26 protein-coding genes are annotated in these 24,278 nt (G+C 70.1%); 9 read left to right on the top strand and 17 right to left on the bottom strand.

All coding sequences use genetic code 11. The annotated features are described in order from the left end of the window. Positions 1 to 17 precede the first annotated feature (17 nt). Positions 18 to 299: a hypothetical protein gene (locus DJ81_RS13505; RefSeq protein ID WP_094524271.1), complete on the top strand. Its 282-nt coding sequence runs from the start codon at positions 18 to 20 to the stop codon at positions 297 to 299. A 37-nt stretch (positions 300 to 336) separates the two neighbouring features. On the opposite strand, the gene cysS is transcribed toward DJ81_RS13505, so the two are convergent. Then, a complete protein-coding gene (gene cysS, locus DJ81_RS13500; protein ID WP_094590132.1) occupies positions 337 to 1,845 on the bottom strand; it encodes a cysteine--tRNA ligase in 1,509 nt (502 codons plus the stop codon). Between the two features lie 410 nt (positions 1,846 to 2,255). Then, complete coding sequence (locus tag DJ81_RS13495) at positions 2,256 to 3,641, bottom strand: deoxyribodipyrimidine photo-lyase (protein ID WP_094590130.1); 1,386 nt, start codon at positions 3,639 to 3,641, stop codon at positions 2,256 to 2,258. 123 nt (positions 3,642 to 3,764) lie between these two features. Here DJ81_RS13495 and DJ81_RS13490 point away from each other — a divergent pair, with 123 nt between their 5' ends. Further along, complete coding sequence (locus DJ81_RS13490; RefSeq protein WP_094557321.1) at positions 3,765 to 4,127, top strand: PLD nuclease N-terminal domain-containing protein; 363 nt, start codon at positions 3,765 to 3,767, stop codon at positions 4,125 to 4,127. A gap of 49 nt (positions 4,128 to 4,176) precedes the next feature. Here the strand turns inward: DJ81_RS13490 and DJ81_RS13485 are convergent, their stop codons facing one another. From DJ81_RS13485 to ahaH, 10 genes are all read right to left on the bottom strand, one after another. Beyond that, positions 4,177 to 4,587, bottom strand: coding sequence for a DUF6276 family protein (locus tag DJ81_RS13485; protein WP_094526953.1), 411 nt, complete (start codon positions 4,585 to 4,587; stop codon positions 4,177 to 4,179). A 69-nt stretch (positions 4,588 to 4,656) separates the two neighbouring features. Then, positions 4,657 to 5,358, bottom strand: coding sequence for a V-type ATP synthase subunit D (locus tag DJ81_RS13480; protein WP_094524266.1), 702 nt, complete (start codon positions 5,356 to 5,358; stop codon positions 4,657 to 4,659). Positions 5,359 to 5,478: 120 nt separating this feature from the next. Then, positions 5,479 to 6,897 carry a V-type ATP synthase subunit B gene (locus tag DJ81_RS13475; RefSeq protein WP_094524265.1) on the bottom strand — a complete coding sequence of 473 codons (1,419 nt, stop codon included), beginning with the start codon at positions 6,895 to 6,897 and terminating at the stop codon, positions 5,479 to 5,481. Positions 6,898 to 6,899: 2 nt separating this feature from the next. Then, positions 6,900 to 8,678 carry an ATP synthase subunit A gene (locus DJ81_RS13470; RefSeq protein WP_094524264.1) on the bottom strand — a complete coding sequence of 593 codons (1,779 nt, stop codon included), beginning with the start codon at positions 8,676 to 8,678 and terminating at the stop codon, positions 6,900 to 6,902. A 1-nt stretch (position 8,679) separates the two neighbouring features. Then, positions 8,680 to 9,009 carry a V-type ATP synthase subunit F gene (locus DJ81_RS13465; protein WP_094524263.1) on the bottom strand — a complete coding sequence of 110 codons (330 nt, stop codon included), beginning with the start codon at positions 9,007 to 9,009 and terminating at the stop codon, positions 8,680 to 8,682. Beyond that, positions 9,006 to 10,052 (bottom strand): V-type ATP synthase subunit C, encoded by a 1,047-nt coding sequence (locus DJ81_RS13460; protein WP_094524262.1) that lies wholly within the window; start codon positions 10,050 to 10,052, stop codon positions 9,006 to 9,008. The genes DJ81_RS13465 and DJ81_RS13460 overlap by 4 nt, the downstream gene beginning before the upstream one ends. After that, on the bottom strand, positions 10,049 to 10,627 hold the full coding sequence (locus DJ81_RS13455; RefSeq protein WP_094524261.1) for a V-type ATP synthase subunit E: 579 nt from the start codon (positions 10,625 to 10,627) through the stop codon (positions 10,049 to 10,051). The genes DJ81_RS13460 and DJ81_RS13455 overlap by 4 nt, the downstream gene beginning before the upstream one ends. A gap of 14 nt (positions 10,628 to 10,641) precedes the next feature. Beyond that, positions 10,642 to 10,896, bottom strand: a complete 255-nt coding sequence (locus tag DJ81_RS13450; RefSeq protein ID WP_094524260.1) for a hypothetical protein — start codon at positions 10,894 to 10,896, stop codon at positions 10,642 to 10,644. A gap of 234 nt (positions 10,897 to 11,130) precedes the next feature. Next, positions 11,131 to 13,359: a V-type ATP synthase subunit I gene (locus DJ81_RS13445; RefSeq protein ID WP_094590128.1), complete on the bottom strand. Its 2,229-nt coding sequence runs from the start codon at positions 13,357 to 13,359 to the stop codon at positions 11,131 to 11,133. A gap of 4 nt (positions 13,360 to 13,363) precedes the next feature. Next, positions 13,364 to 13,720 (bottom strand): ATP synthase archaeal subunit H, encoded by a 357-nt coding sequence (gene ahaH, locus DJ81_RS13440; protein ID WP_094524258.1) that lies wholly within the window; start codon positions 13,718 to 13,720, stop codon positions 13,364 to 13,366. Positions 13,721 to 13,876: 156 nt separating this feature from the next. On the opposite strand from ahaH, the gene DJ81_RS13435 reads away from it, so the two are divergent. Beyond that, complete coding sequence (locus tag DJ81_RS13435) at positions 13,877 to 15,523, top strand: P-loop NTPase (RefSeq protein WP_094590126.1); 1,647 nt, start codon at positions 13,877 to 13,879, stop codon at positions 15,521 to 15,523. Between the two features lie 24 nt (positions 15,524 to 15,547). On the opposite strand, the gene DJ81_RS13430 is transcribed toward DJ81_RS13435, so the two are convergent. After that, positions 15,548 to 16,519, bottom strand: coding sequence for a transcriptional regulator (locus DJ81_RS13430; RefSeq protein ID WP_094524256.1), 972 nt, complete (start codon positions 16,517 to 16,519; stop codon positions 15,548 to 15,550). Positions 16,520 to 16,717: 198 nt separating this feature from the next. On the opposite strand from DJ81_RS13430, the gene DJ81_RS13425 reads away from it, so the two are divergent. Both DJ81_RS13425 and DJ81_RS13420 read left to right on the top strand, forming a co-directional pair. Continuing rightward, positions 16,718 to 18,148: a tRNA(Ile)(2)-agmatinylcytidine synthase gene (locus DJ81_RS13425; protein WP_094590124.1), complete on the top strand. Its 1,431-nt coding sequence runs from the start codon at positions 16,718 to 16,720 to the stop codon at positions 18,146 to 18,148. A gap of 26 nt (positions 18,149 to 18,174) precedes the next feature. Continuing rightward, positions 18,175 to 18,561, top strand: a complete 387-nt coding sequence (locus DJ81_RS13420; RefSeq protein ID WP_094524254.1) for a glyoxalase — start codon at positions 18,175 to 18,177, stop codon at positions 18,559 to 18,561. 44 nt (positions 18,562 to 18,605) lie between these two features. Here the strand turns inward: DJ81_RS13420 and DJ81_RS13415 are convergent, their stop codons facing one another. Together DJ81_RS13415 and DJ81_RS19320 are read right to left on the bottom strand one after the other, a co-directional pair. Next, positions 18,606 to 18,836: a hypothetical protein gene (locus tag DJ81_RS13415; RefSeq protein WP_094524253.1), complete on the bottom strand. Its 231-nt coding sequence runs from the start codon at positions 18,834 to 18,836 to the stop codon at positions 18,606 to 18,608. A 135-nt stretch (positions 18,837 to 18,971) separates the two neighbouring features. Beyond that, the gene (locus tag DJ81_RS19320; RefSeq protein ID WP_170938333.1) at positions 18,972 to 19,112 is read right to left on the bottom strand and encodes a hypothetical protein; all 141 of its coding nucleotides are present in this window, start codon (positions 19,110 to 19,112) and stop codon (positions 18,972 to 18,974) included. A 96-nt stretch (positions 19,113 to 19,208) separates the two neighbouring features. Between DJ81_RS19320 and DJ81_RS13410 the strand changes: the two genes are divergently transcribed. The 3 genes from DJ81_RS13410 to DJ81_RS13400 all read left to right on the top strand — a co-directional run bounded on the left by DJ81_RS13410 (position 19,209) and on the right by DJ81_RS13400 (position 21,583). Then, positions 19,209 to 20,369 (top strand): aminopeptidase P family protein, encoded by a 1,161-nt coding sequence (locus tag DJ81_RS13410; RefSeq protein WP_094590122.1) that lies wholly within the window; start codon positions 19,209 to 19,211, stop codon positions 20,367 to 20,369. Between the two features lie 411 nt (positions 20,370 to 20,780). Continuing rightward, positions 20,781 to 21,068, top strand: a complete 288-nt coding sequence (locus DJ81_RS13405) for a DUF5789 family protein (RefSeq protein WP_094527433.1) — start codon at positions 20,781 to 20,783, stop codon at positions 21,066 to 21,068. Positions 21,069 to 21,127: 59 nt separating this feature from the next. Further along, positions 21,128 to 21,583 carry a DUF302 domain-containing protein gene (locus tag DJ81_RS13400; protein ID WP_094524250.1) on the top strand — a complete coding sequence of 152 codons (456 nt, stop codon included), beginning with the start codon at positions 21,128 to 21,130 and terminating at the stop codon, positions 21,581 to 21,583. A 388-nt stretch (positions 21,584 to 21,971) separates the two neighbouring features. Here the strand turns inward: DJ81_RS13400 and DJ81_RS13395 are convergent, their stop codons facing one another. Together DJ81_RS13395 and DJ81_RS13390 are read right to left on the bottom strand one after the other, a co-directional pair. Further along, on the bottom strand, positions 21,972 to 23,207 hold the full coding sequence (locus tag DJ81_RS13395; RefSeq protein WP_094590120.1) for a cation:proton antiporter: 1,236 nt from the start codon (positions 23,205 to 23,207) through the stop codon (positions 21,972 to 21,974). Between the two features lie 61 nt (positions 23,208 to 23,268). Then, a complete protein-coding gene (locus DJ81_RS13390; RefSeq protein WP_094590118.1) occupies positions 23,269 to 23,748 on the bottom strand; it encodes a cation:proton antiporter regulatory subunit in 480 nt (159 codons plus the stop codon). 128 nt (positions 23,749 to 23,876) lie between these two features. Here DJ81_RS13390 and DJ81_RS13385 point away from each other — a divergent pair, with 128 nt between their 5' ends. Beyond that, entirely contained in the window at positions 23,877 to 24,221 is a 345-nt protein-coding gene (locus tag DJ81_RS13385) for a hypothetical protein (protein ID WP_094524247.1), read from the top strand. The last annotated feature ends 57 nt before the right edge of the window (positions 24,222 to 24,278 follow it).

The following is a 24,278-nucleotide window of genomic DNA, read 5'->3' as shown; positions in this document are numbered from 1 at the left end:
ATCGGAGGGGACGCGGAATGACCCTGGTGCTCGACGTGGCGCGAGTCGCCGCCGCGGTCAACGTACTGCTGTTGCTCGTCCTCATCGGCATCTGGGGACGCAACTACCTCGAGATCCGCTCGAAGCACACGCTCGGGTCGGCGGTGTTCGCGCTCTTCCTCCTGGCCGAGAACGTGCTGGCGCTGTTCTACTACCTCAACCCGCCGCAGATGTCGGCGCCGGCGGTCCGGGCGATGATGTACCTCCAGATCCTCGAGTTCGTCGGGATCGCGTTCCTCGTCTACGTGACTTGGGACTGACGTCGCCGGCGGCCGCTCCGCCCTCGTTCCCGCCGCCCTACTCGAACCGGTACGTCGCCCCGTCCGGCCCGTCCTCGATCTCGATTCCCACGTCGCGCAGCGCGTCCCGGAGCTCGTCCGCGCGCTCGTAGTTGCCGGCCGCCCGCTCGGCCTCGCGCACGTCCAGCACCAGTTCGACGAGCTCGCCGGCCAGCTCCACGTCGCCGTCGCTCTCCGTCTCGAACTGGAGGCCGAGCACGTCGCCGCCGAGCGACTCGAACGCCTCGACCGCCTCGCGGAGCCCGCGGTAGTCGTAGGCCGCTCCCGAGCCGCCTCCGTCGGTCCCGCTGTCGCCCGCTCCGTCCACGTGGCGGTTCACGGCGTCCGTCAGCTCTAGGAGGGCGGCGGTCGCCTCCCGGAGGTTCAGGTCGTCGTTCATCGCCGCGGCGAACTCGTCGCGGGCCGTGTCGACCGCCTCGCGGAGGTCGCCGTCTTCGGCCGTCGCGCGGGCCTCGGTCGAGTCGAGCGCGTCGACGGCGCGGTCGTACGTCCGGGAGAGGCGCTCCCAGCGCTCCTCGGCCTCCGCGATCGTCTCCTCGGTGAGCGCCTGCTCGGAGCGGTAGGCGGCGCCGGCGTAGAAGGTCCGAATCACGTTGACGCCGAGCTCGTCTAAGGCGTCCGGGACGGTCCAGAAGTTACCGATCGAGGAGGACATCTTCTCGCCCTCCATCTCGAGGAGACCGACGTGGAGCCAGTGGCGGGCGAACGTCTCGCCGGTCGCCGCCTCGGACTGCGCGATCTCGTTCTCGTGATGGGGGAAGACGAGGTCGCGCCCGCCCATGTGGACGTCGAGGGTGTCGCCGAGGTGCGTCGTCGACATCGCCGAGCACTCGACGTGCCATCCCGGCCGCCCCTCGCCCCACGGGGAGTCCCACGTCTCGCCCTCGGGGACGACGTCGCCGTGGGCGTGTTTCGCGTGCTCGCGCGCGGCGGTCTCGCTCACGCCGCCGGCCTTCCACAGCGCGAAGTCCGAGGGGTTGCGTTTCTCCGACCGCTCGTCCGGCTCGCCCTGCGCCTCCAGTTCCTCGACGTCCTGGTTCGACAGCTTCCCGTACTCCTCGAACGTCGTGACGTCGAAGTAGACGGAGCCGTTCGACTCGTAGGCGTACCCCTTCCCGACGAGGGTCTCCACCAGCCCGCGGATCTCCGGGACGTGCTCGGTGACGCGGGGGTACACCTCCGCGCGCAGGAGGTTCAGCCCGCGCATCGCGTCGAAGGTGGTCGCGGTGAACGCCTCGGCCACGTCGCGCTCGGCGGCCCACTCGTCGCGCTCGCCGACGCGGGCCGTGATCTTCTCGTTGACGTCGGTGACGTTCTCGACGTGACGCACGTCGTAGCCGAGGTAATCGAGCCACCGGTGGAGAACGTCGGCGTGGAACCACAGGCGGGCGTGTCCAAGGTGGGGGTCGTCCGACACCGTCAGCCCGCAGACGTAGAGCGTGACGTCGCCGTCGGCCGTGAACTCGACGCGCTCGTCCGCCAGGGTGTCGGTAACGACGAGACTCATTAACGGATGCTTGCAAAGGTGAGAGTTTTAAACCGTCGGATCGGTCGAGGGTGCGGAGAGGAGCGCTCTGACGGCTCGTACATCCGTATATAAATAATCGGTGCTGACACCGGACCGGTAACGGACTCCTCCAACGACCCAGCCGCTCGCCGATACATCGGTGACACCGCGGTGACCGCCCCAAAAGCCCCAGCCGCGACGGCTCGCGCCTCTAGCGGCCGGCGGCGACGCCGCCGGCGACTGCCCTTTTGAGTCCCTCTCGCCCGCTCCGCAACCGCACCTCACGCCTCCCCAGCCTCGTCGGACCGGCGCGTGTCCGCCGGTCCGACTCCCTCGCGCGTGCACCTCGCGCCCGGTGGGCGCTCGGCGGCACGCGCCGACCGCGTCACCTAGCTACACACAGCCGATTCTCACCGCTTTCCGAGCGCCTCCTCGAAGACGCGCTGGGCGCGCTCGTACCCCTCGTTCCGGTCGACGATCGGGTGCGGGTAGTCGGGCGCGAGCTCCTCGCGTTCGCCGTGCGAGAGCGTCGGCCAGTCGACGACCTTCCCGGCGGGCACGTCCCGGAGTTCGGGGACGTACGCCTTCACGAAGTGGGCGCCGTCGTCGTACTTGCTCATCTGACTCACCGGGTCGAAGATGCGGACGTCGACCGAGTCGGTCCCGGTGGAGGCGGTCCACTGCCACGCCCCGTGGTTCGAGGCGTAGTCGTGGTCGATCAGCTGTTTGGTGAAGTAGCGCGCTCCGCGCCGCCAGTCGATCAGGAGGTGTTTCGTCAGGAAGCTCGCGACGACCTGCCGCGGGCGGTTGTGGATATATCCCTCCGCGTTCAGCTGTCGCATCCCGGCGTCGACGAGCGGGTAACCGGTCTCGCCGCGCGCCCACGCCTCGAAGTCGGCGTCGTCGTCGCGCCACGCGATCTCGTTCGGGAACGACTTGTAGTTCGACACCGCCAGGTCGGGGTTGTAGTAGAGCAGGTGGTACATCTGCTCGCGCCACGACAGCTCGTAGCGGTACTTGTCCACGTTGCGGCGCTCGCCGCCCGTCACGGCCTCGTAGACGTCGCTCGCGCCCGCCCACACCTCGCGGATCCCGATCGCGCCGGTCGCGAGGTACGGCGACAGCCGCGAGACCGCGTGCGTGGGCTCCTCCGCGGCGCGCCGGAGGTCGTCGCGGGTGTCGTTGTACGACGTGATCCCGTAATCGAGGAAGTCGTCGAACCGCTCGCGGGCGGCCTCGTACCCCGCCGCGGGGAGGTCGATGTCGGCGTCCGGTTCGGGGACCGTCTTCCCGTCGCGCACGGCCGCCAGCGACTCCGACTCGGGCTCCGGATACGGTCCGGGCTTGGGGACCGCCGCCCAGTCGTCGTGGAACCGACTGTGGTTCGCGTAGCGCTCCTCGAGCCGGGCGGGGTCGACCAGAACGGCGTCGGTCCGCGCGTCGGTCTCGACTCCGACGCCAGCGAGGGCGTCCTCGACCGCGCGCTGGCGGTTGCGCCGAGCGGGGCGGTAGTACTCGTTGTAGAACACCGCCTCGGCGCCGTGCTCGTCGGCGAGCTCGACGAGGACCTCCTCGGGGTCGCCCGCGCGGACGACGAGGTCGCTCCCGAGTTCGCGATAGCGCGCCTCCAACCGCTTCACGTGGCGGAGGAGGAACGCGCGCTGGCGCGCTCCCACCGTCTCGAACAGGTCGGCGTCGTAGACGAAGACGGGGACGACGGTCCCCGCCCGCGCGGCCGCCGCGAGCCCGGCGTTGTCTCCGGTTCGCGGGTCGCGTCGGTGCCAGAACAGCTGCATGGGATCGGTACGGACTCCACCGGATAGTGTCCTTCGGCCGGGAGCGACGTTCCGGGACGGACGCGACCGCGCTCCACCCGAAATCCACCCGTGTGCTTAAGCCGACGAGCCCGAAGCGTGGGTATGGAGCCGCTCGTCGTCGCCATCCTCGTCGGCGTCCCGCTCGCGTGGCTCGTCGGCTTCGCCGCGTACGTCTACGTCGACGCCCCGAAACACGGGATGAACCGCGAGAAGTGGGCGCTCATCGCCTTCGTCGTCCCGCTGTTCGGCCTCTTCGCGTACCTCTTCGAGCGGGACGAACAGTCGTACGACCCGTCCGAAGACCCGTACGCCGGCGGGAGCGACGCGCGCAAGGCCGGCCTCGCGGTCCACGAGCGCCGGCGCGGCGAGAAGGCGCTCGGCCCGGCGGGGACGGAGGCCGACGACGAGTCGGACGCCGAGGACGAGTGGGACGACCCGCCGGGCGTCGACCTCGACGAGGACTGACTCCCGAGCGTCGGTATCGGCTCGGCGATCGCCACGCGCCGGCGAGCCCTCACAGCACGTCCAGCAGCGCCGCCCGCCGCCGGTCGAGGTCGAAGGCGGCGTCCGCGGCGTCGAGGCGCTCCAAGAAGGCGAAGACGTCGGCGCCGGACCGCTCCGCGTGGTCGACGAGCGCCTCGATCGAGGCGCGGTTGAGCGCGAACGACTCCAGCTTGCCGCAGACGAGCGCGAGCGCCGCGCCCGCCTCGCCGTCGGGGAACGCGGAGTCGACCGCGGAGAAATCGGGGTCGGCGGGGGACGCGGAGTCGGACCCGTCGACCTCGACGCCCCCGTCGCTCCCGTCGGCGGCGAACGTCCGCAGACAGCGGGTGCAGATCGCCGTCGTCGCGGCCGGCGCGTGCTCGCGGATCGCGGGCGGGACGACGAACGCGACGAGGTCGGCGTCACAACGGGGACAGGACATGAGAAACGAGATGGATGAGACGGCGGGTTCGGTCGGTAGACGCGGGACGGCGCGAGTCGACGGAACCGGTCAGTCCGCGGGCTCCGGCTCCTCGGCCCGGGCCGCGGCGGCCTCGGCGGCGGCCTCTTCGGCCTCCTCCTTCTCTTCTTCCTCCTTTTTGGCCTTGATCTTCTTCATGCGGAAGATCTCCTCGCGCTCCTGTTCCTCCAGTTTCTGCTCGATGTACTCCTGGTTCTCGTAGAGGGTCGGGAGGAGCGTGAACTCCAAGGCGTTCACGCGGCGCTTGGTGGTCTCGATCTCCGTGAGCATCTTCTTCATGGCCGTCTCGACCTCGGCCGCGAGGATGATCTTCTCTAACAGTTCCTCGTAGGCGTCGGCCGCCTCGTCGATGCGGGCGGAGGAGCCGAGCAGCCCGTAGCCGCGCTCGTCGAGGCTTTTCTTCACCTTCGAGGACTCGATCTGCGGGACGACCACGCCCATGATGTTCTTCGACTGGGTGGTTATCTCCGGGTGCTCTTTCAGCGCGGCGGCCGCGCCGCGGACGGCGACGTCGCCTTCCATCGCCCGGGCCATGTCGATCTTGCGCTGGGCCGTCTCGTACCTCTCGGAGACGTCCGAGCGGACGTCCTGCGCCTGATCGAGGATGTCCATGAACTCCATGATGAGGCCGTCACGCTTCTGTTCGAGCGTGTCGTGACCGCGCTCCGAGAGCTCGATGCGGTCCTCGATCGCCATCAGGTTCTTCCGCGTCGGTTTGACGTCCTTGGCCATCTTATTGGTGGAGTCTTCCGCTCCGAGGCGGATAATTCTTTTCAGTCGTGACGTGTCGCGCGCGATCGGCCCCGGCCGGCGCCGCCGCTAACTGAGGGCGAAAAGTGGAAGAACGCCGCGTCAGTCGGCCGCTTCGACGACTTCGCGCTCGGAGTCCTCCTCGCGGTAGTACTCCTCGATGAACTCCTCGTCGATCCGGTTGAGGGCGTCCTTCGGAAGCATCGAGAGCAGGTCCCAGCCGATCTCCAGCGTCTCCTCGATGTCGCGGTTCGTGTCGAAGCCCTGGTCGACGAACTCCGACTCGAACGCGTCCGCGAAGTCGAGGTACTTGTTGTCGAGCTCCGAGAGCGCCTCGCGCCCGACGATGTTCACGAGGTCGCGCAGGTCCTCGCCCTCCGCGTACGCCGCGAACATCTGGTCTTTCACGTCGGCGTGGTCCTCGCGGGTGAGCCCCTCGCCGATCCCGTCGTCCATCAGCCGCGACAGGCTGGGGAGGACGTTGATCGGGGGCTGCAGCCCCTGACTGTTCAGGTCGGGGTCGACGTAGATCTGCCCCTCCGTGATGTACCCGGTCAGATCCGGGATCGGGTGGGTGTCGTCGTCGCCCGGCATCGTGAGGATCGGGATCTGCGTCACCGACCCGTCACGGCCCTGGATGCGCCCGGCGCGCTCGTACAGCTGCGCCAGGTCGGTGTACATGTACCCGGGGTAGCCACGTCGGCCCGGGACCTCCTCGCGGGCCGCCCCGATCTCGCGGAGCGCCTCGCAGTAGTTGGTCATGTCCGTCAGGATGACGAGGACGTGGTAGTCCTTCTCGAAGGCGAGGTATTCGGCCGTGGTGAGCACCATACGCGGGGTGACCGTCCGCTCGACGGCGGGGTCGTCCGCGAGGTTCATGAAGACGACGGAGCGCTCCAGCGCACCGGTGCGCTCGAAGTCCTGCATGAACTCGTTCGCCTCCTCCTGGGTGATCCCCATCGCGCCGAAGATGACGGCGAACTCGGAGCTCTCCTCCCCGGCCTCCTCCTCTTCCGGCACGCTCGCCTGCCGGGCGATCTGCATCGCCAGCTCGCTGTGCGGCTGCCCGGAGCTGGAGAAGATCGGGAGCTTCTGGCCGCGAACGAGGGTGTTCATCCCGTCGATCGCTGAGACGCCCGTCTCGATGAACTCCTCGGGGTACTCCCGGGAGTAGGGGTTGATCGCCGCGCCGACGATGTCCTGGCGCTCCTCGGGGACGATCTCCGGACCGTCGTCGATCGGGCGGCCGGAGCCGTCGAGGACCCGTCCGAGGAGGTCCTCGGTGACGGGCATCTTCATCGTCTCGCCCAGGAAGCGGACGGACGCGTTCTGGTCGATACCGGAGGTGCCCTCGAACACCTGGATGGCGACGACGCCCTCCGAGGATTCGAGCACCTGTCCGCGCAGCGTCTCTCCCTGTGCCGTCTCGATCTCGACGATCTCGTCGTAGCCGATCGCCTCGTCGACCTCGGCGTACACGAGGGGGCCGCTGATCTCGGTGATGGTCTGATACTCTTTCATGGTCAGTAGAGGCTCCGGAGCTCGTCGGCGATCTCCGCTTTGAGCTCCTCGACGTACTCCTCGTAGTCCTCTTGGACGCCGATCCGGTTAATTCGGGGGGCGGCCTCGGTGTCGACGATCTCCTCGACGGGGACGCCCGCTTCGAGCGCCCTGAACGCCTCGTCGTTGAACGCCTCGATCGTCGTCAGCATGAGGTACGTCTTCTCGGGCGGACAGTACGTGTCCACCGGGTGGAACGCGTTCTGCTGGAGGTACGCCTCGCGCAGGTAGCGGGCGACCTCCAGGGTGAGCTGCTGGTCGTCGGGCAGGGCGTCCTTCCCGACGAGCTGGACGATCTCCTGCAGTTCGGTCTCCTCGTCGAGCACGTCGACCGCCCACTGGCGCTTCTCCGCCCAGTCGTCGGCGACCTCGTTCTCGAACCACGGGTCGAGCTGGTCTTTGTACAGCGAGTACGACTCGTTCCAGTTGATCGACGGGAAGTGGCGGCGCTCCGCCAGGTCCGCGTCGAGCGCCCAGAACGTCTTCACGATGCGCAGCGTGTTCTGGGTGACCGGCTCGGAGAAGTCACCGCCGGGCGGCGACACCGCGCCGATCGCCGAGACGGACCCCTCCGTCCCGTTGACGTTCTCGAAGTAGCCGGCGCGCTCGTAGAACTGCGCGAGCCGGGCGGCGAGGTACGCGGGGTACCCCTCCTCGCCGGGCATCTCCTCCAGCCGGGAGGAGATCTCGCGCATCGCCTCCGCCCACCGCGAGGTGGAGTCGGCCATCAGCGCGACGTCGTACCCCATGTCGCGGTAGTACTCGGCGATCGTGATCCCCGTGTAGATACAGGACTCACGCGCCGCGACGGGCATGTTCGAGGTGTTCGCGATGAGCGAGGTGCGGGCCATCAGCGGGTTGCCGTTGGCCGGGTCCTCCAGCTCGGGGAAGTCCTCGATGACCTCGGTCATCTCGTTTCCGCGCTCGCCGCAGCCGACGTAGACGATAATGTCGGCGTCGGCGTACTTCGCGAGCTGGTGCTGCGTGACGGTCTTCCCGGAGCCGAACGGGCCCGGGATCGCGGCCGTCCCGCCCTTCGCGATGGGGAACAGGCCGTCGAGGATGCGCTGTCCGGACACCAGCGGCGTCCGGGGGGTCTTCTTGTTCTCGGAGGGGCGCGCCTCGCGGACGGGCCACTCCTGGTGCATCGAGACGTCGGTCCCGTTCGCGAGCTCGGCCACCGTCTCGGTGACGTCGAACGAGCCCGACTCGATCGCGGTGACCTCGGTGGTCTCGCCCTCCTCGAGGGCGTCCGGCGGCACCATCACCTTGTGGTCGATGGTGACCGTCTCCTCGACGACGCCGACCACGTCGCCGCGGCCGACCTCGTCGCCGACCTCGACGATCGGCTCGAACTCCCACTCCTCCTCGAGGTCGATGCCGGGCGCGTCGACCCCGCGGTCGAGGTAGGGACTGCCCATCTTGCCCTCCAGCACGTCCAGGGGTCGCTGGACGCCGTCGTAGATGGCGTCCAGCATGCCCGGACCAAGGTCGACCGACAGCGGCTCGCCCGTGTTCTCGACGGGTTCGCCGGGGGCGACCCCGGAGGTCTCCTCGTACACCTGAATGGTCGTGATGTCGCCTTCGATCTCGATCACTTCCCCCATGAGGCCTTCGTCGCCGACGTAGACGACGTCGTTCATGCGGGCGTCGAGGTCGCGGGCGCTCACGACCGGACCGCTCACGCTTTGGATAACACCGTCTTCGGTAGGGGTGGTCTCCGTGGATTCTGCTTTGCTCATGTTAATCGTCCTCCTCCATCAGGTCGATCCCGATGGCTCGTTTGATCTGGTCGCGCAGCCCGCCGCTGCCGGCGCCGGCGCCGCCGAGCGTGACGAGCACGGGCTCGATGCTCCCCTCCACCGACTCGCGGGTCCCCCGCGAGAGGTGGTCGAGGTCGTCGTTGTGCATCACGATGATGCCGGTGCCCTCGTCGTCGAGGGTCCGTTCGACGGCGTCGTCGAGCCGCTCGTCCTTCTCGTCGTCTGGTACGTTCTCGAACTTCCGCACGCCGGCGAGCCGGAACCCCGTAGTGAACTCGGGGCTGCCGACGACGGCGATCTCCTGGCTCATGTTATCACCAGCTCCGATTCGATCTCGTCGGCCGACAGGCCGGCCTCCTTGCCGCGGGCGATCGCCCGGATGTTCTCCACCTCTCGCTCCTTCGCGAGGATGTAGGAGATGACCGGGGTGACCGACACCGGGTGGATCGTGCCGAGCCGGTCGCCGTACGCGAGCAGCGCGGCGTCGGTCGCGTGCTCGAACGCGATGAGGCTGTCCGCCTCCTCGAGTTCGCGCAGCGCCGGGCCGAGCTGCTCGGCGTACTGGCTGTCCGCGATGTACTCCACGAGCTCGTCGAGGTTCCGCGCGAGCCGCGCGAGCGACCCGCGGGTGAACAGCTCGCCGCCCTCGATGAAGTACGCGGCGGGGTCGATGTCCGCGCCCGACCGGGCGAGCCGGAGGGCGTTCGTCGCGTTCCGGAAGTCGACCTCCGCCTTGAGGAACGCCTCGTACTGCCGGGTCGGTTCGTCGTTACCGAGTCCGGAGAGGAGCCGCTCGTAGAACGCGCGGTCGACGGCGTTCTCGAGGGGGACCAGCACGTCCGTCTCCTCGTACTCGGCGTACGCCTCGCGGAGCGGCGGGCCGTAGATCGTGTCTTCCAGCACCTCGACGACGCCGTCGATCGAGTCGGCCTCCAGCAGGCGTCGGATCAAACGGTCGTCGAACTCGCCGGCGCGGATCAGGTCGACTTCGACGTCGGACTGGTCCGCGTCGGTGTAGACGCCGCGGATGACCGTCTTCACGTTCCACGCGTCGAACTTGCGGAGGTAGCGGGCGATCTGGTCGTACAGCCTTCCCTCGCTCCACTCTAAGATCCCCTCGAACTGCTGGGCGAGGTTCCGGTTCAGCGCGTACTCGATGAGGTCCACGCCGCCGTGGCGGCTCCCGAGGGCGTTGATCTCCCGCCCGTAGCTCGATTCCTCCATGAACCGGGCGATCTCCGCCGGGCCCATCCGGGTCAGCTTGCGGTACTCCTCGTCCCCGTAGAGGCTGCCGCGGCGGGCGCGAACCCGCGCGACGACGTACTCCGGGTTCGAGCTCCCGACGGCGCTCATTGGTCGAACAGCCGCTCCGAGATGTTCTTCAACTCGTCGTCCCAGACGGACTCCAGGACCGAGTCGAACGTGTTGTTCACGCGAACGCGAGAGGTGTCGCTCTCGGCGACCACGCCGCCGAGACAGTCGACTTCGCCGTCGACTTCCGCGTTGCGGTCGGCGACGAGCTCCTCGAGGAGCTCGACGTCCTCGGCGCGGGTGTAGACGGCGACGTCGGCGTCGCCGTCGAACTCCGCGAGGCTCGCGTCGAGCAGCGTCTCGGTCAGCTCGCGACGGCGGTCGTCGTCGAGACCGGCGATCGCCGCCTCGACGTCGTCGTGGACGTCTTCGAGGACGTCGCGGCGGGCTCCGAGCCGCTCCTGCTTCGCCTCGAGTTTGGCCGACGAGAGCGTCTGCTCGCGCTCTTGGTCGATCTGTCGGTCGACCTCTGCGAGCCGCTCCTCGCGGATGCGCTCGGCGTCGGCCTCCGCCTCGGCGACGATCTCGTCCGCCTCGGACTCCGCCGCTTCGCGGATCTCCTCTGCACGCGCGCGGGCTTCGTCTCGAACGTCCTCAACGACAGTGTCCAAACTCATTGGTTGAAAAAGGGTTACCCGACGATGAACACGACGACGAGCGCGAGGATGACGATCGTCTCGGGAAGCACCGTCAGGATGAGCCCGTTGACGAAGAGGTCCTCGTCCTCGGCCATCGCGCCGACGGCGGCCGAGCCGATACCGCGCTCCGCGTAGCCCGCACCGAGCGCCGCGAGGCCGACGGCGAGCGCTGCCGCGGCGTTGGGGTCAGTAAGTGTTCCTCCGGTGGACAGTACGGCGTTCCCGAGTGCGTTGGTAGCTTCAAGCATTGGTAGTAGTTCCGGTTGCTCGTCTCCGAACAGTTGCTAGTTGCCGCCACAGTAGTCATAAAGCTTCCCAAAACGACCGAATAGACCGGCCGCAGTCGGGGACGGAGGCGGGGCTAAACGCGGCTCGAACGCGACTCGCCGCGACGCGTGACGGGCGTGTCCGAGCCGGCGAGAGCGGCAGTGAGTGACTGCGAGGGGCGGAGGCGACAGGGCGGGACGCGGCCGCCGGACGCCCTACTCCTCGGTGGTGTACTCTCGGTCGTAGCCGAACGGCAGGTAGCTGTCGCCGCCGCCTTCGTAGAAGTTCCCGAAGAACTCCACGTACTCGAGACGCACCGCCTGAATGCCGGCGGAGGTGACGCCGAGCAGGAGGACGACGACGTGGCCGACGACGGCCACGACGACCCCGCCGACGAGCGCGACGACCCCGACGAGGCCGATCGAGGCGGGGTCGAAGGCGGTCGTGATCCCCGCGAAGACGAGCTCGTAGTCCTCCGGGTGGCTCCGCACGTACTCGAGGTAGTCGGCGGAGAAAATGAAGTGGAAGCTCCCCGCGCCGCCCTCGTCGATGTACGCGCCGAACGCGAGCAGGTTCACCGCTAGCGCCATCCCGCCCTTCGCGAGCAGCACCGCCATGATCCGGGCGTACGAGATGACGTTGACGATCGGCGAGAGCACCTCGGCGAGCTCCGGCGGCTCGCCGATCGCGAGCAGGACGACGCCGAGAGCGATGGCCGCGATGGCGACGTACCCGACCGCGACCGGGAAGCCGGCGAACGACACCGCCCCGAAGGTGAGTATCGAGAACGAGTCGAAGAGGAACGCCGGCTTCGGACCGAGCACGTGCTGGCTGAAGATCCAGACCCACGCGCCGTTGAGGATCAGCAGCCACGACCCGCCCTCGTACAGTGCGTGTTTGAGGTCGTGCTGCTGGTAGTTGCTCACGAACGAGAGGATGTGCCCCGCGTTCAGGTGGACGAGACCGAACAGCACGCTGGCGACGAGGAACGACAGCGCCCAGTCGAGGTCCGCCGGCGAGAGCCCCTTCCCGTCGACGGGCCAGTGGATGTCACCCGGCAGCAGCTGGTACGCGTGGTAGCCGAACAGGTCGATCCCGAAGTAGATCCCGAACAGGATCGTGAAGCCGCCGGCCCACATCGCGACGGCGCCGAGCTCCCGGAACGTCCCGTCGAATCGGCTGTACAGGAAGTAGCCGATCGCGGCGTAGAGGACGCCGTACCCGACGTCGCCGATCATGAACCCGAACATGAGCGGGAACGTGAGGAAGACGAGGAGCGTCGGGTCGAACTCAGAGTACTTCGGTCGGCCGAAGCCCTGCACGAGCAGCTCGAACGGCCCCGCCGCGTTCCCGTTGTCTTGGACGACCGGCGGGTCGTCGTCGCCGTGCATCGCGTGGCCGCCGTCGGTGGCGGCCGCCTTCTCGGCCGTCGCGTCCGCGGCGCCGGCGTCGGCGTCGGCGTCGACCGCGCTCGCGGAATCGCCCTCGTCGCCGTCCACCGCCTCGGTGTGGTGGTCGCCGTCGGGCGTGAACGAGGCGCGTTCGAGCTCCTCGACCTCGGCGTGGTCGCCGACGGCGTCGGCGACGGTCGCCTCGAAGTCGGGGTAGGTGTCCGTGGGGATCCACCCCTCCGCGACGAACGCGTTCTCGGTGGTCGCGAAGGAGAGCGGCGCCTCCTTCTTCTCGGCCTCGATGGTGAGCTGCTCCTCGGCGCGGAGCAGGAAGGCGGCCGCCTCCTCCTTCATGGCGGCGAGGTCGGCCTCGATCGCCTCGAGGTCGGTCCGCAGATCCTCGCGCTCGCGCTCCAGCTCCGCGACGTACTCCGCGGGGCCGGCCTCGGCCTCGGGGACCTCCAGCAGCGCGATGTCGACGCCGACGAGCGAGTCCTGCAGGACCCCCTCCTCGGCCCCGTCGGCGGGCTTCGCGAAGATCGCCACGACGTCGCTCCCGGCGAACACCTCGTAGGCGTCGATCCCGTCGGCGTCGGAGAGCGTCGCCTCGACGGCGTCGGGCTTGGCCTCGCCGACGACGACCTCCAGCGAGTCGTAGCCGCGGAGCAGGTCGAGCTCGATGCCGAGGTCGGCGAACGGCTCCATGCGGTCGATCTCCTCCTCCCGGTCGCGGATCTCGGTCTGGAGCTCGTCACGCCGGTCGTTGAGGGCGTTGACGCGCTCGCGGACGTCGGCGAGCTCGCGTTCGAGCTCCTCGTCGTCGATGGCGCGGGCCGCGTCGACCTCGTCGCCCTCGACGTCGAGGACGCTCTCCAGCGAGCGGACGGTGACGAGCCGCTCGTTCACCGTCTGGGCGCCCTCGAGCGACTCGCCGGGCGCGAACCCCTCGTAGCGCTCGTCGTAGTCCGTGACGTGCAGCGAGTGGTGGGCGTACGCCGCCTCGATGACGTCGTCGATGACGCGCTTCGAGCCCGTCACCGACACCTTGCTCATCCGCTCAGGCCTGAGCATCCACCGCCTCCTCGGCCTGTTGGTTCACCGCTTCCTCGAACCGTTCGACTGCGTAGTCGACGGCCGAGTCCACGCGCTCGCGGGCCTCGCGTTCGAGCTCGTCGCGGTCGGACCGGCCCGACTCGAGGATCTCCTCGCGGCGTTCCTCGATCTCCTCGCGGGCGGCCTCGAGCCGTTCCGCGGCCTCGGACTCCGCCTCCTCCTCGGCCTCGGCGCGGATCGCCTCCGCGCGCTCTCGAGCCTCGGCGAGGCGCTCGTCGGCGTCCGATTCCGCCTCCGCGATGATCTCGTCCGCCTCCCGTTCAGCCTCCTTGATCCGGTCGAGCACCTCTGGTCTCGCCATGCTACTAATCGCCTGAAACTCTACAAGCGACGTATAAGGTGTTTGCGAAAGTACGCGGGCGTTGCCCCCGATATCGGCGGGAATCCGCGGCGCCCGCACGTCTCCGGCCGGCGGCCGCCGCCTACATTTAAGTACCAGTCGCCGGACCGTCACCGTATGGCAACGGTGTATGCGGTCGCGTCGGCGAAAGGTGGGGTCGGGAAGACCACCACGACCGCGGCGATCGCGACGATCCTGGCCGGCTCCGGCGCCGACGTCGTCGCGGTCGACGCCGACATCGGCATGGCGAACCTCGCGGGCGCGCTGGGCGTGACGCCCGGCGAGACGACGCTCCACGACGTGCTCGCGGGGCGGGCCGACCCGCTCGACGCGGTCCACGAGGGGCCCGAGGGGCTCCGGGTCGTCCCCGGCGCGGACGACCTCGACGCCTACGCGTCGGCCGACCCCGCCGGGCTCAGCGACGCGGTCGCCGCCTTCGAGGGCGCCGACTACGTGTTCGTCGACGCCGGCGCGGGGCTCTCGCACGATTCGAGCCTCCCGCTCGCGATCGCCGACGAGACGCTCCTCGTCTCGACCGCCGAGCGGAGCGCCCTCGGCGACACCGAGAAGACGCGACAGCTCGCCGAGCGGCTCGGCGGCGCGGTCGCCGGCGCCGCGATCACCCGCGTCGACCCCGACGCCGACCCGGGCGTCGCCGGCGCCGAGAGGCTCGACGACGTCGGCGACGTGCTCGACGCGCCGGTCCTCGGTCGGATCCCGGAGGACGACGCGGTGGTCCGGGCGGCGACCGCGAACCGACCGCTCCAGACGTTCGCGCCGGAGGCGCCCGCCACTCGGGCCTACCGGGACCTCGCTCGGGCCCTGACGGGCGCGGCCGTCGAGGGAGCCGGGATCGGCGAGTCCGACGCGACCGACGACTCGGAGCCGGAGGAAGCCGACCACGCGGAGGAAGCCGACCACGCGGAGGAAGCCGACCACGCGGACGAGTCCGCGGAGGCCGAGGAGGTCAAAGGGGAGGCCGACGACACCGACGCGGACGGCACCGACTCGGACGACGACGAGATCATCGTCGCCGACGCCGAGCCGGGGGGACTGAGCGACCCGGGCGACGAGGAGGAGATCATCGTCGCCGACGAGGACCCCGTTCCGGAGGAAGGCACGGAAGCGCCGGCCGACGACGACGAGGTCGACGCCGAAGCGACCGCTGACGCCGCGGCCGCGGATCGGGCCGCGACCGGCGAGACGGAGACCGTCGGCGAGGAGCACGTCGACGGCGACGACCTCGAGGCGATGATCGAGGAGGACGCGGCGGAGGCCGAAGCGTTCGAGGACGAGACCGCGGCGGACGAAGACGAGGTCGCAGCGGACGACGGCGACGAAGCGACGCCGGAGGACACCGAGGAAACGGCCGCAGACGACGGAGAAGGGGCCGCAGACGACGGAGAAGGGGCCGCAGACGACGGAGAAGCGACCGACGATACGGGGAGCGACGATAGGGAAGTCGACGAGCCAGAGATCGACGAGCCAGAGATCGACGAGGCGGAAGGGGCCGGTCCGGACGACGAGGCGGAGGTCGACGAGCCGGAGATCGGCGAGGCGGAAGCGACCGGTCCGGAAGACGAGCTCGCGGGGAGCGTCCCGTTCCGCGACGACGACACCGGCGGCAGGAACACCGTGCTCTCGGGGGGCACCGACGGCGACGGAGACGCGGGGGAACAGAGCGGGAAGACGGCGTCGGACGGAACCGAGGCGGACGACGAGGAGGAGAGCGGCGGCTTCTTCAGTCGCTTGTTCGGGCGATAAGTGGGCCGGAACGCGCTCGCGGTCTCAGGCCTCGGAGGGCGCTTCCGCCCGGTCGCGGATGAGCTCGCGGATCTCCTCGGGGTCGGTGATACCGGCGAGCTCGTCGCAGGAGACCAGCGCGGTGCCCTCGATCGACTCGCGCTTCTCGTCCTCTTCGGTGAAGTACACCGAGCGCGTGCGGGCGACTTCGCCGATCGAAGACATGATCCGCGCGCGCTTCTCCGCCGCGGGGGTGAACGCCGAGTGACCGGTGAGGACGCGGGTCTCGGCGCGCTGATCGTCCTCCGAGACGGCCTTGAACGGCGCCCGGGCGGTCGGGTGGACCGTGAAGCCGGCGTTGGTGAGCACGTGGAGGACGTGCTCGTCGTCGGGGTCGGTCTCGGGCGCCGAGGGGGTCGGGTCGGCGTCGCGCACCTCGTCGGCGCCGTCCAGCACGTCGACCGGGCTGGAGAACGGCTCGTCGAACAGCTCTTCTAACTGGATCGCGACCTCGATGGAGGCGTTCATCCCGTCCTCGTACTTCGAGACGGTGCGCCGGGAGACGCCGAGTTCGGTCGCGAGCTGGCCGAGCGACCAGCCGCGCTCCTCGCGCTCGTCGGCGAGGAGGTCGCCGTCGAGGCTGACGTAGAGCCCGCCGGGGGCCGCGTAGATGAGCGGCGGCATCCCCTCGACGAACAGGTCGTACCCCGTGTCGGGGTTGATCACCGGGACGCCGTGCCGGAAGTAGACGACGCCGGGCTTCAGCTCCTCGTCGCGGGTCCGGACCCCGATCACCATCGGCGTCGCCCGCAGGTACTCGCCGAGCCGGCGCATCTCAGCGCCGGTCTCCGCGTCCAGGGCGTCGACGTTTCCGAGGATCTTCAGGAGGAGCAGGTCGTCGCCGCGCCGGGCCGCCACGTCGAAGCTCTTGGGCCGGACCGCACACCGATCGCTGACGAGGAAGCCCGCGTCCTCCAGCATCGCGGTGACGTTTTCTATCAGCGCAGTCCGGGACATACCCTGAAATAGGCGGCTCGCCGTATATATGCGTTGTGTCACTTGCGGCCGCTCGAAACCGCCGCCCGCTTGCGTTTTCCCCGTCTCACCCACCGGAGCCGTTAAATACCGCGTCGGCGCCGATCGGCGGCTAATCGCTCGGGAGGGGCCCGAGCGACCGGCCGAAACCGGTTTGTCCGGGAGCGGAGAAGGACGCGTATGCCCATCGTCGCCGTCGACGACACCGACTCCCGCGAGCGCGGGATGTGCACGACGTACGTCGGCGCGCGGCTCGCCGAGCGGCTCGAAGCGGCCGGCGGGCGGGTCCGCCGCCGGCTCCTCGTCCGGCTGAACCCCGCCGTGAAACACAAGACGCGGGGGAACGCCGCCGTCGCGGTCCACGTTTCGAGAATCGACGCGGCGGCGGCGTTCGACCTCGCCGCGGCGGCGGTCCGGGAGTTCGCCGCGGCCGACGACCCCCGGACCTCGCCGGGCGTCGTCGCCGCCGACGTCGACGTCGCGGGGGACCCGTTCGCGCCGGTCGCCCCCGCCGCCGGGGCCCCGGAGGACGCCGGCGCCGCCTCGTCGACGTCGCGGATCCCGGACGACGTCGCCGACTTCGCCCGCCGCGCGCTCCGGCGCCGGCTCTCGCTCGACGAGGCGCTGTCGATCGCCGACGCGCGCGGCTACCGACACGCGGCGTTCGGGACCGGCGGTGAGACGGGGGACGAGGCGGTCGCCGGCCGCGGCCGGATCGGCGCGCTCGCGGCGGTCGGCGCCCCGGCCGCGTTCGACGACTGGACGGCGGAGCGGATCTCGTACCGCGAGCTGGACCGCTGCGGGACGCCCCGCGAGGTCGACGTCGAGAGCGTCTTCGCCGCGGCCGACGCGGGGTACCCGACCGTCTGGGACACCGTCGACCGCGAGACGGGGGCGGCGGTCTGCGTCCCCAACGCTCCCGGTCCGATCCTCCACGGCATCCGCGGCGACGACCCGGCGGCGTGCCGAGAGGTCGCCGAGGCCGTCGAGAGCGAGCCGGTCGAGCGCGCCGCGACCTTCCTCACCAATCAGGGGACCGACGCCCACCTCGCGCCCGGGCGGATCGGCGACCTCCGCGACGGCGCGGGCTACCGAGTCGCCGGCGCGGTCGCGGGCGAACCGGAGACGAAACGGGGGGGTCACGTCCACGTCGACGTCGCGGCGCCCGGGGAACGCTCCGCGGGAGGCGGCGGGCGGCTCCGCTGCGTCGCCTTCGCGCCGACCGGCCGCTTCCGCGACCGGGTGCGCGCCCTCCGACCCGGCGACCGGGTGACCCTGTGCGGCGAACACGAGCGACGGGAACGGTCGGCGGGTGAGGCGGAGGGACCGACCGCGACGCTCAAGCTGGAGAAGTTCGCCGTCCGGGACCTCGTGCGGACCGAGCCGGCGGTGCCGACCTGCCCGGACTGCGGTCGATCCATGTCCTCGGCGGGCCGGGGACAGGGGTACCGCTGCCGGGACTGCGGCACCGACGCGCCCGGAAAGGTCGCTCACGAGATCGACCGCGAGCTGGAGCCCGGCTGGTACGAGGTCCCCCCGAGCGCCCGACGGCACGTCGCGAAGCCGCTCGTGAGGGGCGGGTTCGACGCGCCGGTGCACCCGGAGCGGTGAAGTGATCGGGACGCGACGCCTCGGGCATGTCCGGGATCGTCTTCCACGGAACGGAGAACCGAGGCGGCGTCGTCGACTTCTACCGCGAGGAACTGGGCGCCGAGACGTGGCTCGAACAGCCCGACTGCACGATCCTCCGCCACGACAACCTCCTGTTCGGCTTCTGCGACCGCGACGAGACCGAGACGTGCGGGACGTTCACGTTCGTCTACCCCGACCGCGAAACGGTCGACGACGTGCGGGAGCGCCTCGCAGAGGCGAGCGACCGCCGGGACGACGCGAGCGCGCCCGGCGCGGTCGAGGAACCGAGGGAGAACGAGCGGTACGACATCTACCAGTTCTTCGCCGAGGACCCCGACGGGCGGACCGTCGAGTGTCAGGCGTTCCTCGCCGACGACGTGGGGCCGATCTGAGGCGGTGAGGGTCGGGCGGGAGGAGCGGGGCCGAACCGACCGGGTCAGTCCTCGATGGTCCGCTCCTCGCGCCACTCGGCGGCGCGGTCGAGCGCGGCCTCGCGGTCGTCGAAGCGCTCGCGCTCGTAGGCCGACTCGTCGACGGCCTGCTCCATCACGTCGAGGCGGACGACGAACCCGCCGTCGGCGCGCTCGCGGACGCGGACCGTCGCGTAGCCGTCGGAGCGCTCCCACTCGGTGATCGCCTCGTCCTCGCGTCCCAGAGACCAGCTCATACCCCAGAAGGCGGGCGCGGCGGCTAAAACGGCCCGGTTCGGGCGCGGTCGTCGCGGCGGGGCCGTCGAGGCGCGGTCGTCGAGGCGCGGTCGTCGCGGCGGGGCCGTCGAGCGGCCGTCAGTCTCGGTCGACCGTCAGTCTCGGTCGACCGGGCCGGTCGCGTACGAGCAGACCGGACAGACCGCGTATCCGAGGGTGTCGTACGGGACGGACGCGGAGGGTGCGGTCACGTCGCACTCCGGGCAGTCGAACGTCGACGCGTTCTCGATGCTCATGCTCACATATTGCACGGGCAGGCACATGGTTACGAGCCGCTTGCCTCGGCGTCAACGACACCCTACTTATATGCGACCGCCGGGCCGAGGTCGTCTATGACCGACGACACCCACGCGGACCGCCGCGAACGCACCGCGGCGCGGCTGCGAGCGGTCGACGCCGACGGACTGGTCTGTTTCCCGAGCCGGAACCTCCAGTACCTCACCGGGTTCGAGGAGGAGCCGAGCGAGCGACACTTCCTGCTCGCCGTGCCGACCGCGGGCGACGGCGGCGGGCACGACAGCGGGGACGGAGCCGCGCGGAGCGACGGGACCGCGCCCGCTCTCCTCGTCCCGGACCTGTACGAGACGCAGGTGCGCGAGGAGACGAGCGTCGCCGACGTCCGGACGTGGGCCGACGGCGACGATCCGGTGGCGGCCGCGCGCGACCTGCTCGCCGACCGCGGCCTCCGCGAGGGGCGCCTCCTCGTCGACGACACGATGTGGGCGACGTTCACGCAGGACCTCCGCGCGGCGGCGCCGGACGCGACCTGGGGGCTCGCGAGCGAGGCGCTCGCCGACCTCCGGGTCCGCAAGGACGACGCCGAGCTGACGGCGCTGCGCGAGGCGGCCGCCGCCGCGGACGCGACCGTGCGCGACCTCCGCGAGCTGGGCGCCGACGCGGTCGGAATGACCGAGCGCGACCTCGCCGCGTGGATCGCCGACCGGCTGGCCGCGCACGGCGGGACCGGCGTCTCGTTCGAGACGGTCGTGGGGTCGGGCCCGAACGGGGCGAAGCCGCACCACGGCCACGGCGACCGAGAGATCCGGGCCGGCGAGCCCGTCGTGCTCGACTTCGGGACGCGCGTCGGCGGCTACCCCTCCGACCAGACGCGCACGCTCGCCTTCGACGGCGACCCCCCGGCGGAGTACGAGCGCGTCCACGAGGCGGTTCGGGAGGCGCAGGCGGCCGCTGTCGACGCCGTCGCGCCGGGCGTCGCGGCCGCGTCGGTCGACCGGGCGGCGCGGGAGGTGATCGAGTCGGTGGGGTACGGCGACGCGTTCGTCCACCGGACCGGACACGGGGTGGGGCTCGACGTCCACGAGGAGCCGTACATCGTCGCGGGCAACGACCGGGAGCTCGAGCCGGGGATGGTGTTCTCCGTCGAGCCGGGGGTCTACCTCGACGGACGGTTCGGCTGCCGGATCGAGGACCTCGTCGTCGTCACGGCGGACGGCTGCGAGCGACTGAACGACACCGACCGCGGCTGGCGGTGACCGGTCCGTCCGGCCGCGGGGGAAAGGTCCGTGTCCGCGAAGCGAAAGAGCGCGCGAGGGAGAGACGAAGCGGGCGTGGGAGAGACGAAGCGCGCGAGGAACGGGACGCGAAGGGGGAGTGTGACAGTGAGACCCGAAAGATCGGCGCGCAGGGACCCGACGCGAGATACGGGAGTCGTGTGCTTACTCCGCAATCGGAACTTATTGCCGAATGATATAGTTGTGATACCGAATTATTTCGGGTTTGTTTGTCGGTCGTCAGACGGGCGATGGCCGACCAGATCGTGGGCCGATCTCGGTTGAGAGTCACGGAAATCGATCGAACGGGCGAATCCGAGGCCGCGCGGCGCGTGAGGGCACGATCCGATTCGCATCGAAACCATTAGTGTCGCCGGAGCGGAACCGCGGGGTATGAGCGACAACGACGAGGCCGAGGAGAGCGAGCCGGCCGTCGAGCTCGGCGAGGGACCGGACGTGGCGGGCGAGCCGATCGCCCGCGTCGCGTCACGGCTCACGTGGCCCGCGACGCGCAGCGACGTCGCGGCGCAGGAGGGCGACGCCGCGGTCCGGAGCCCGGACGGCCCCCGCGACCTCGACGACGTCCTCGCGGACTCCGAGGTACCGCTGTTCGAGAGCCGCAGCGAGTTCGTCGCCGAGGTCGAGAAGCTCGTCGGGCGCGGCCCGGTCGCGACCGAGTAGCCCGCGCCGCCGTTCCCGGCCGCCGCGCCCTTTTTAACTCGGCGAGGCGGAGTCGACGCATGGCGATTCCCTTCGATCCGCACGAAATCGACCCCGAGGAGTACGGCGAGAAGCGAGCGACGCTGTCGACCGACCACGAGTCGGCGGTCGAGCGCGTCCGCGAGGTGTGCCTCGACGCCGGCTTCGGCATCCCGGTCGAGTTCTCCCCGTCCGACATGCTGAACGAGAAGGTCGACGCCGACCGGGACCCGTACTACGTGCTCGGCGCCTGCAACCCCGCGATGGCGGACCGCGCGCTCGACGCGACCGACAAGCGCATCGGCGGGCTGTTCCCGTGTAACATGATCGTCTGGGAGGAGTCCCCCGGCGAGCAGGTCGTCTACCACGTCTCGATCATGAAGATCGCGCGCCTCCTCGGCATGCCCGTCGACGACGACGAGATGGACGCGATCGTCGAGGACACCGGCGAGATGGTCGATGCCGTGTTCGAAGAACTGGCGAGCGAAGAGGCCTAAGCGACCGCCGACGGCGACTATTTATAAATAAACGATAGTGCGGTGGCGCGCGCCTCCGAGCGGCCGCCGATGGCGGCCGCGAAGAGCGCCGCGCGAGGGAGTCGCTGGCTCCCGAAGCGAAGCGGAGGGTGCCAGCGACGAGGCTGGGGAGGCGTGAGGTGCGGTTGCGGTGCCGTGCGGGGTGGGACTCAAAGGGGCAGCCGGGAGGCGGGCGCAGGCGTTCACGAGAGCTCTGCTCTCGTGAGCCAATCAGAACGCGGAGCGTTCTGATGACGACGTAAGGACCACAGGGAGCGAGCGGAGTGAGCGACCGAGGACCGCAGCGAGCGTGCGCCCGCCTCCCGGCTGGGGCTTTGGAGGTGTTTACCGTCGATCCATCGTCGGCTATTTATAAACGATCGCCATCCGCATCACCGGCACCGCGATCCAGCCACGAGACCGCGATCGACTCGAACGGCCCGGAGTACTGCATCAGCGTCGTGCCGAGGATCGCCATCACGAGGACGTAGCCGACCGCGAACGCGTTGATCGTCTGCGCGACCGCCGGGTCGAACGTCCCCGCCTCGGCCCCGGTCACGGCGACCGTCGCGATGATCAGCGAGAACTCCCCGCGGGTCGTCATCCCGAGCGCGACGCGGGTCGACCGCTTGGCGTCGAGGTCGAAGGCGCGCCCGGCGAAGAAGCCGGTGACGAGCTTCGTCGGCGTCGTCACGAGCACCGCGAGCGCGATCAGCGCCGCCACGCCGCCGAACAGGAGCGGGTCGGTGACGAGCCCGATCCAGAAGAAGAACACCGCCGCGAACGTGTCGCGGACGGGTTCGAGCAGCGTCTCGACCCCGTGGGCGTACTCCGTCGACGCGAACGCCATCCCGACGAAGAAGGCGGCGACCGCCTCGCTGACGCCGAGCGCGAGCGCCGCGCCGGCGACGAGCACCACGGTCGCGATCGACCTGAGCGCGACGAACTCCGGGTTGTCGGTCGCCAGCAGCCGGTCGAACGCGGGCGTGCCGAACTGGACCGCCCCTAGCAGCACGAGGATGAAGCCGACGGCGATACCGACGTCGACCGCGGCCGCGCCCACGTCGCCGCCGCCGAGCACGAGCGCCGAGGCCACGGCGAGGTAGACGGCGATGAACAGGTCCTCGTAGACGAGGGTCCCGAGCAGCGGCTCCGCCTCGTCGTTGGCGATCCAGCCGAGGTCGATGAGCGACTTCGTGATCACCGCCGACGAGGAGATGTAGACGATCCCGGCGGTCAGAAACGCCGGGAGGAACGCGCCGAAGACGAGCCACCCGAGGACGAGCCCGGCCCCGAAGTTCGCGAGGTCGATCGTCCCCGCGGTCCCGATCTGGCGCCGTCGCGCGAGCAGGCGGTCGAGGTTGAACTCCAGCCCGAGGAAAAACAGGAGGAAGACGATCCCGAGCTCCGCGCCGAGCGCGATGAACTCCGTCTCGGGGACGTAGACGGTCCCGACCGCCGGCAGGGAGAGCCGGCCGAGGACGAACTCCCCGAGTAGCATCCCGGCGACGATATAGAAGGGGATCACGGACTGACCGGCGCGGTTCGCGACCCACCCGGCGACCGCGACCGCGGCGAACATGACGCCGACGTCGAGCAGCGCCACTACCGGCTACCCCCGAGACGGGCGACCCGAGGGGCCGCCCCGACCGCGTCGTCGCGGCCGCTCATCCGGTGAGGAGCTCCTCGAACGCCGCGCAGTCCTCGGGCGTCCCGACCCCGATGACCGTGTCGCCCTCGCGGAGCGTGGTGTCCGCGCTCGGGCTGTCGACGACCCCGTCGCCGCGCTGGAGCGCGACGACGGCGAGCCCGGTTCGGTCGCCGATGTCCGCGCTCTCCAGCGTCTCGCCGATCAGCGGCGACCCCGGCTGGATCTCGTACCACTCCAGGAGGATGCCGCCGGGCAGCGTCGTCTCCTGCGTGTCGGGCTCGACCGGCTGGAAGTACGCGCCCTCGACGATCGACCCGATCGTCCGGGCGAGGTCGTCGCCGAACTCGAACACCCTCTCCGAGTCGGCGTCCGGGTCGGGGCGGCGGAACAGCTCGCGTTTACCCGTGTTGTGGATGACGACGATCATCTCGCCGTCGTCGAGTTCGATCTCGAACTTCTTCCCGACGCCGGGGAGGTCGGATTCGCGGATCGTCATACCGGGGGGAGCGGTGCCAGCGTTATAGGTGTGCACGTCGCCGGCGTCCGCCTCGAACGACGCCCGTGCGACGCGGGTCTGACCGCTCCGCACCAAACGCTAAGTAGGGTGGGACCGAGGTAGCGCACATGTGGGGATCCCGGAAGAGCCGGGACCGGCGGACGGTGACCTGCATCGCGTGCGGCGACTCGCTGCTGCGCGAGGACGCGCGCGAGTACGACAAGGAGGGGGACCGCTGGAACCGGCGCGACAAGGAGTTCGAGTACCTCTGTACAGACTGCGACGACGACCTCTGCCACCAGCCCCGGGACGGGCTGGAGTCGCTCGTCTGTTCGATCGAGGCCGACGGGCTCTCGCGCGAGGAGTTCCTCGATCGGTACGCGGACGCGGTCGCGCCCGACGAGGGCACCGACTCGGCCGAGTCTCGCGGCCGATCCGATCGCGACCGGGAACCGTCGGACCGCGACCGGTAGCGCGCTTCGGTCCGGACCGCTCTTCGCCTCGCCGACCGACACGCCTTCCTCGGGCCG

Origin of the sequence: Halorubrum sp. Hd13 (assembly GCF_002252755.1) — an archaeon.
Lineage (GTDB): Archaea > Halobacteriota > Halobacteria > Halobacteriales > Haloferacaceae > Halorubrum.
The sequence above is the reverse complement of the archived record's forward strand: the minus strand, read 5'-3'. Positions and strand labels throughout refer to the sequence as shown.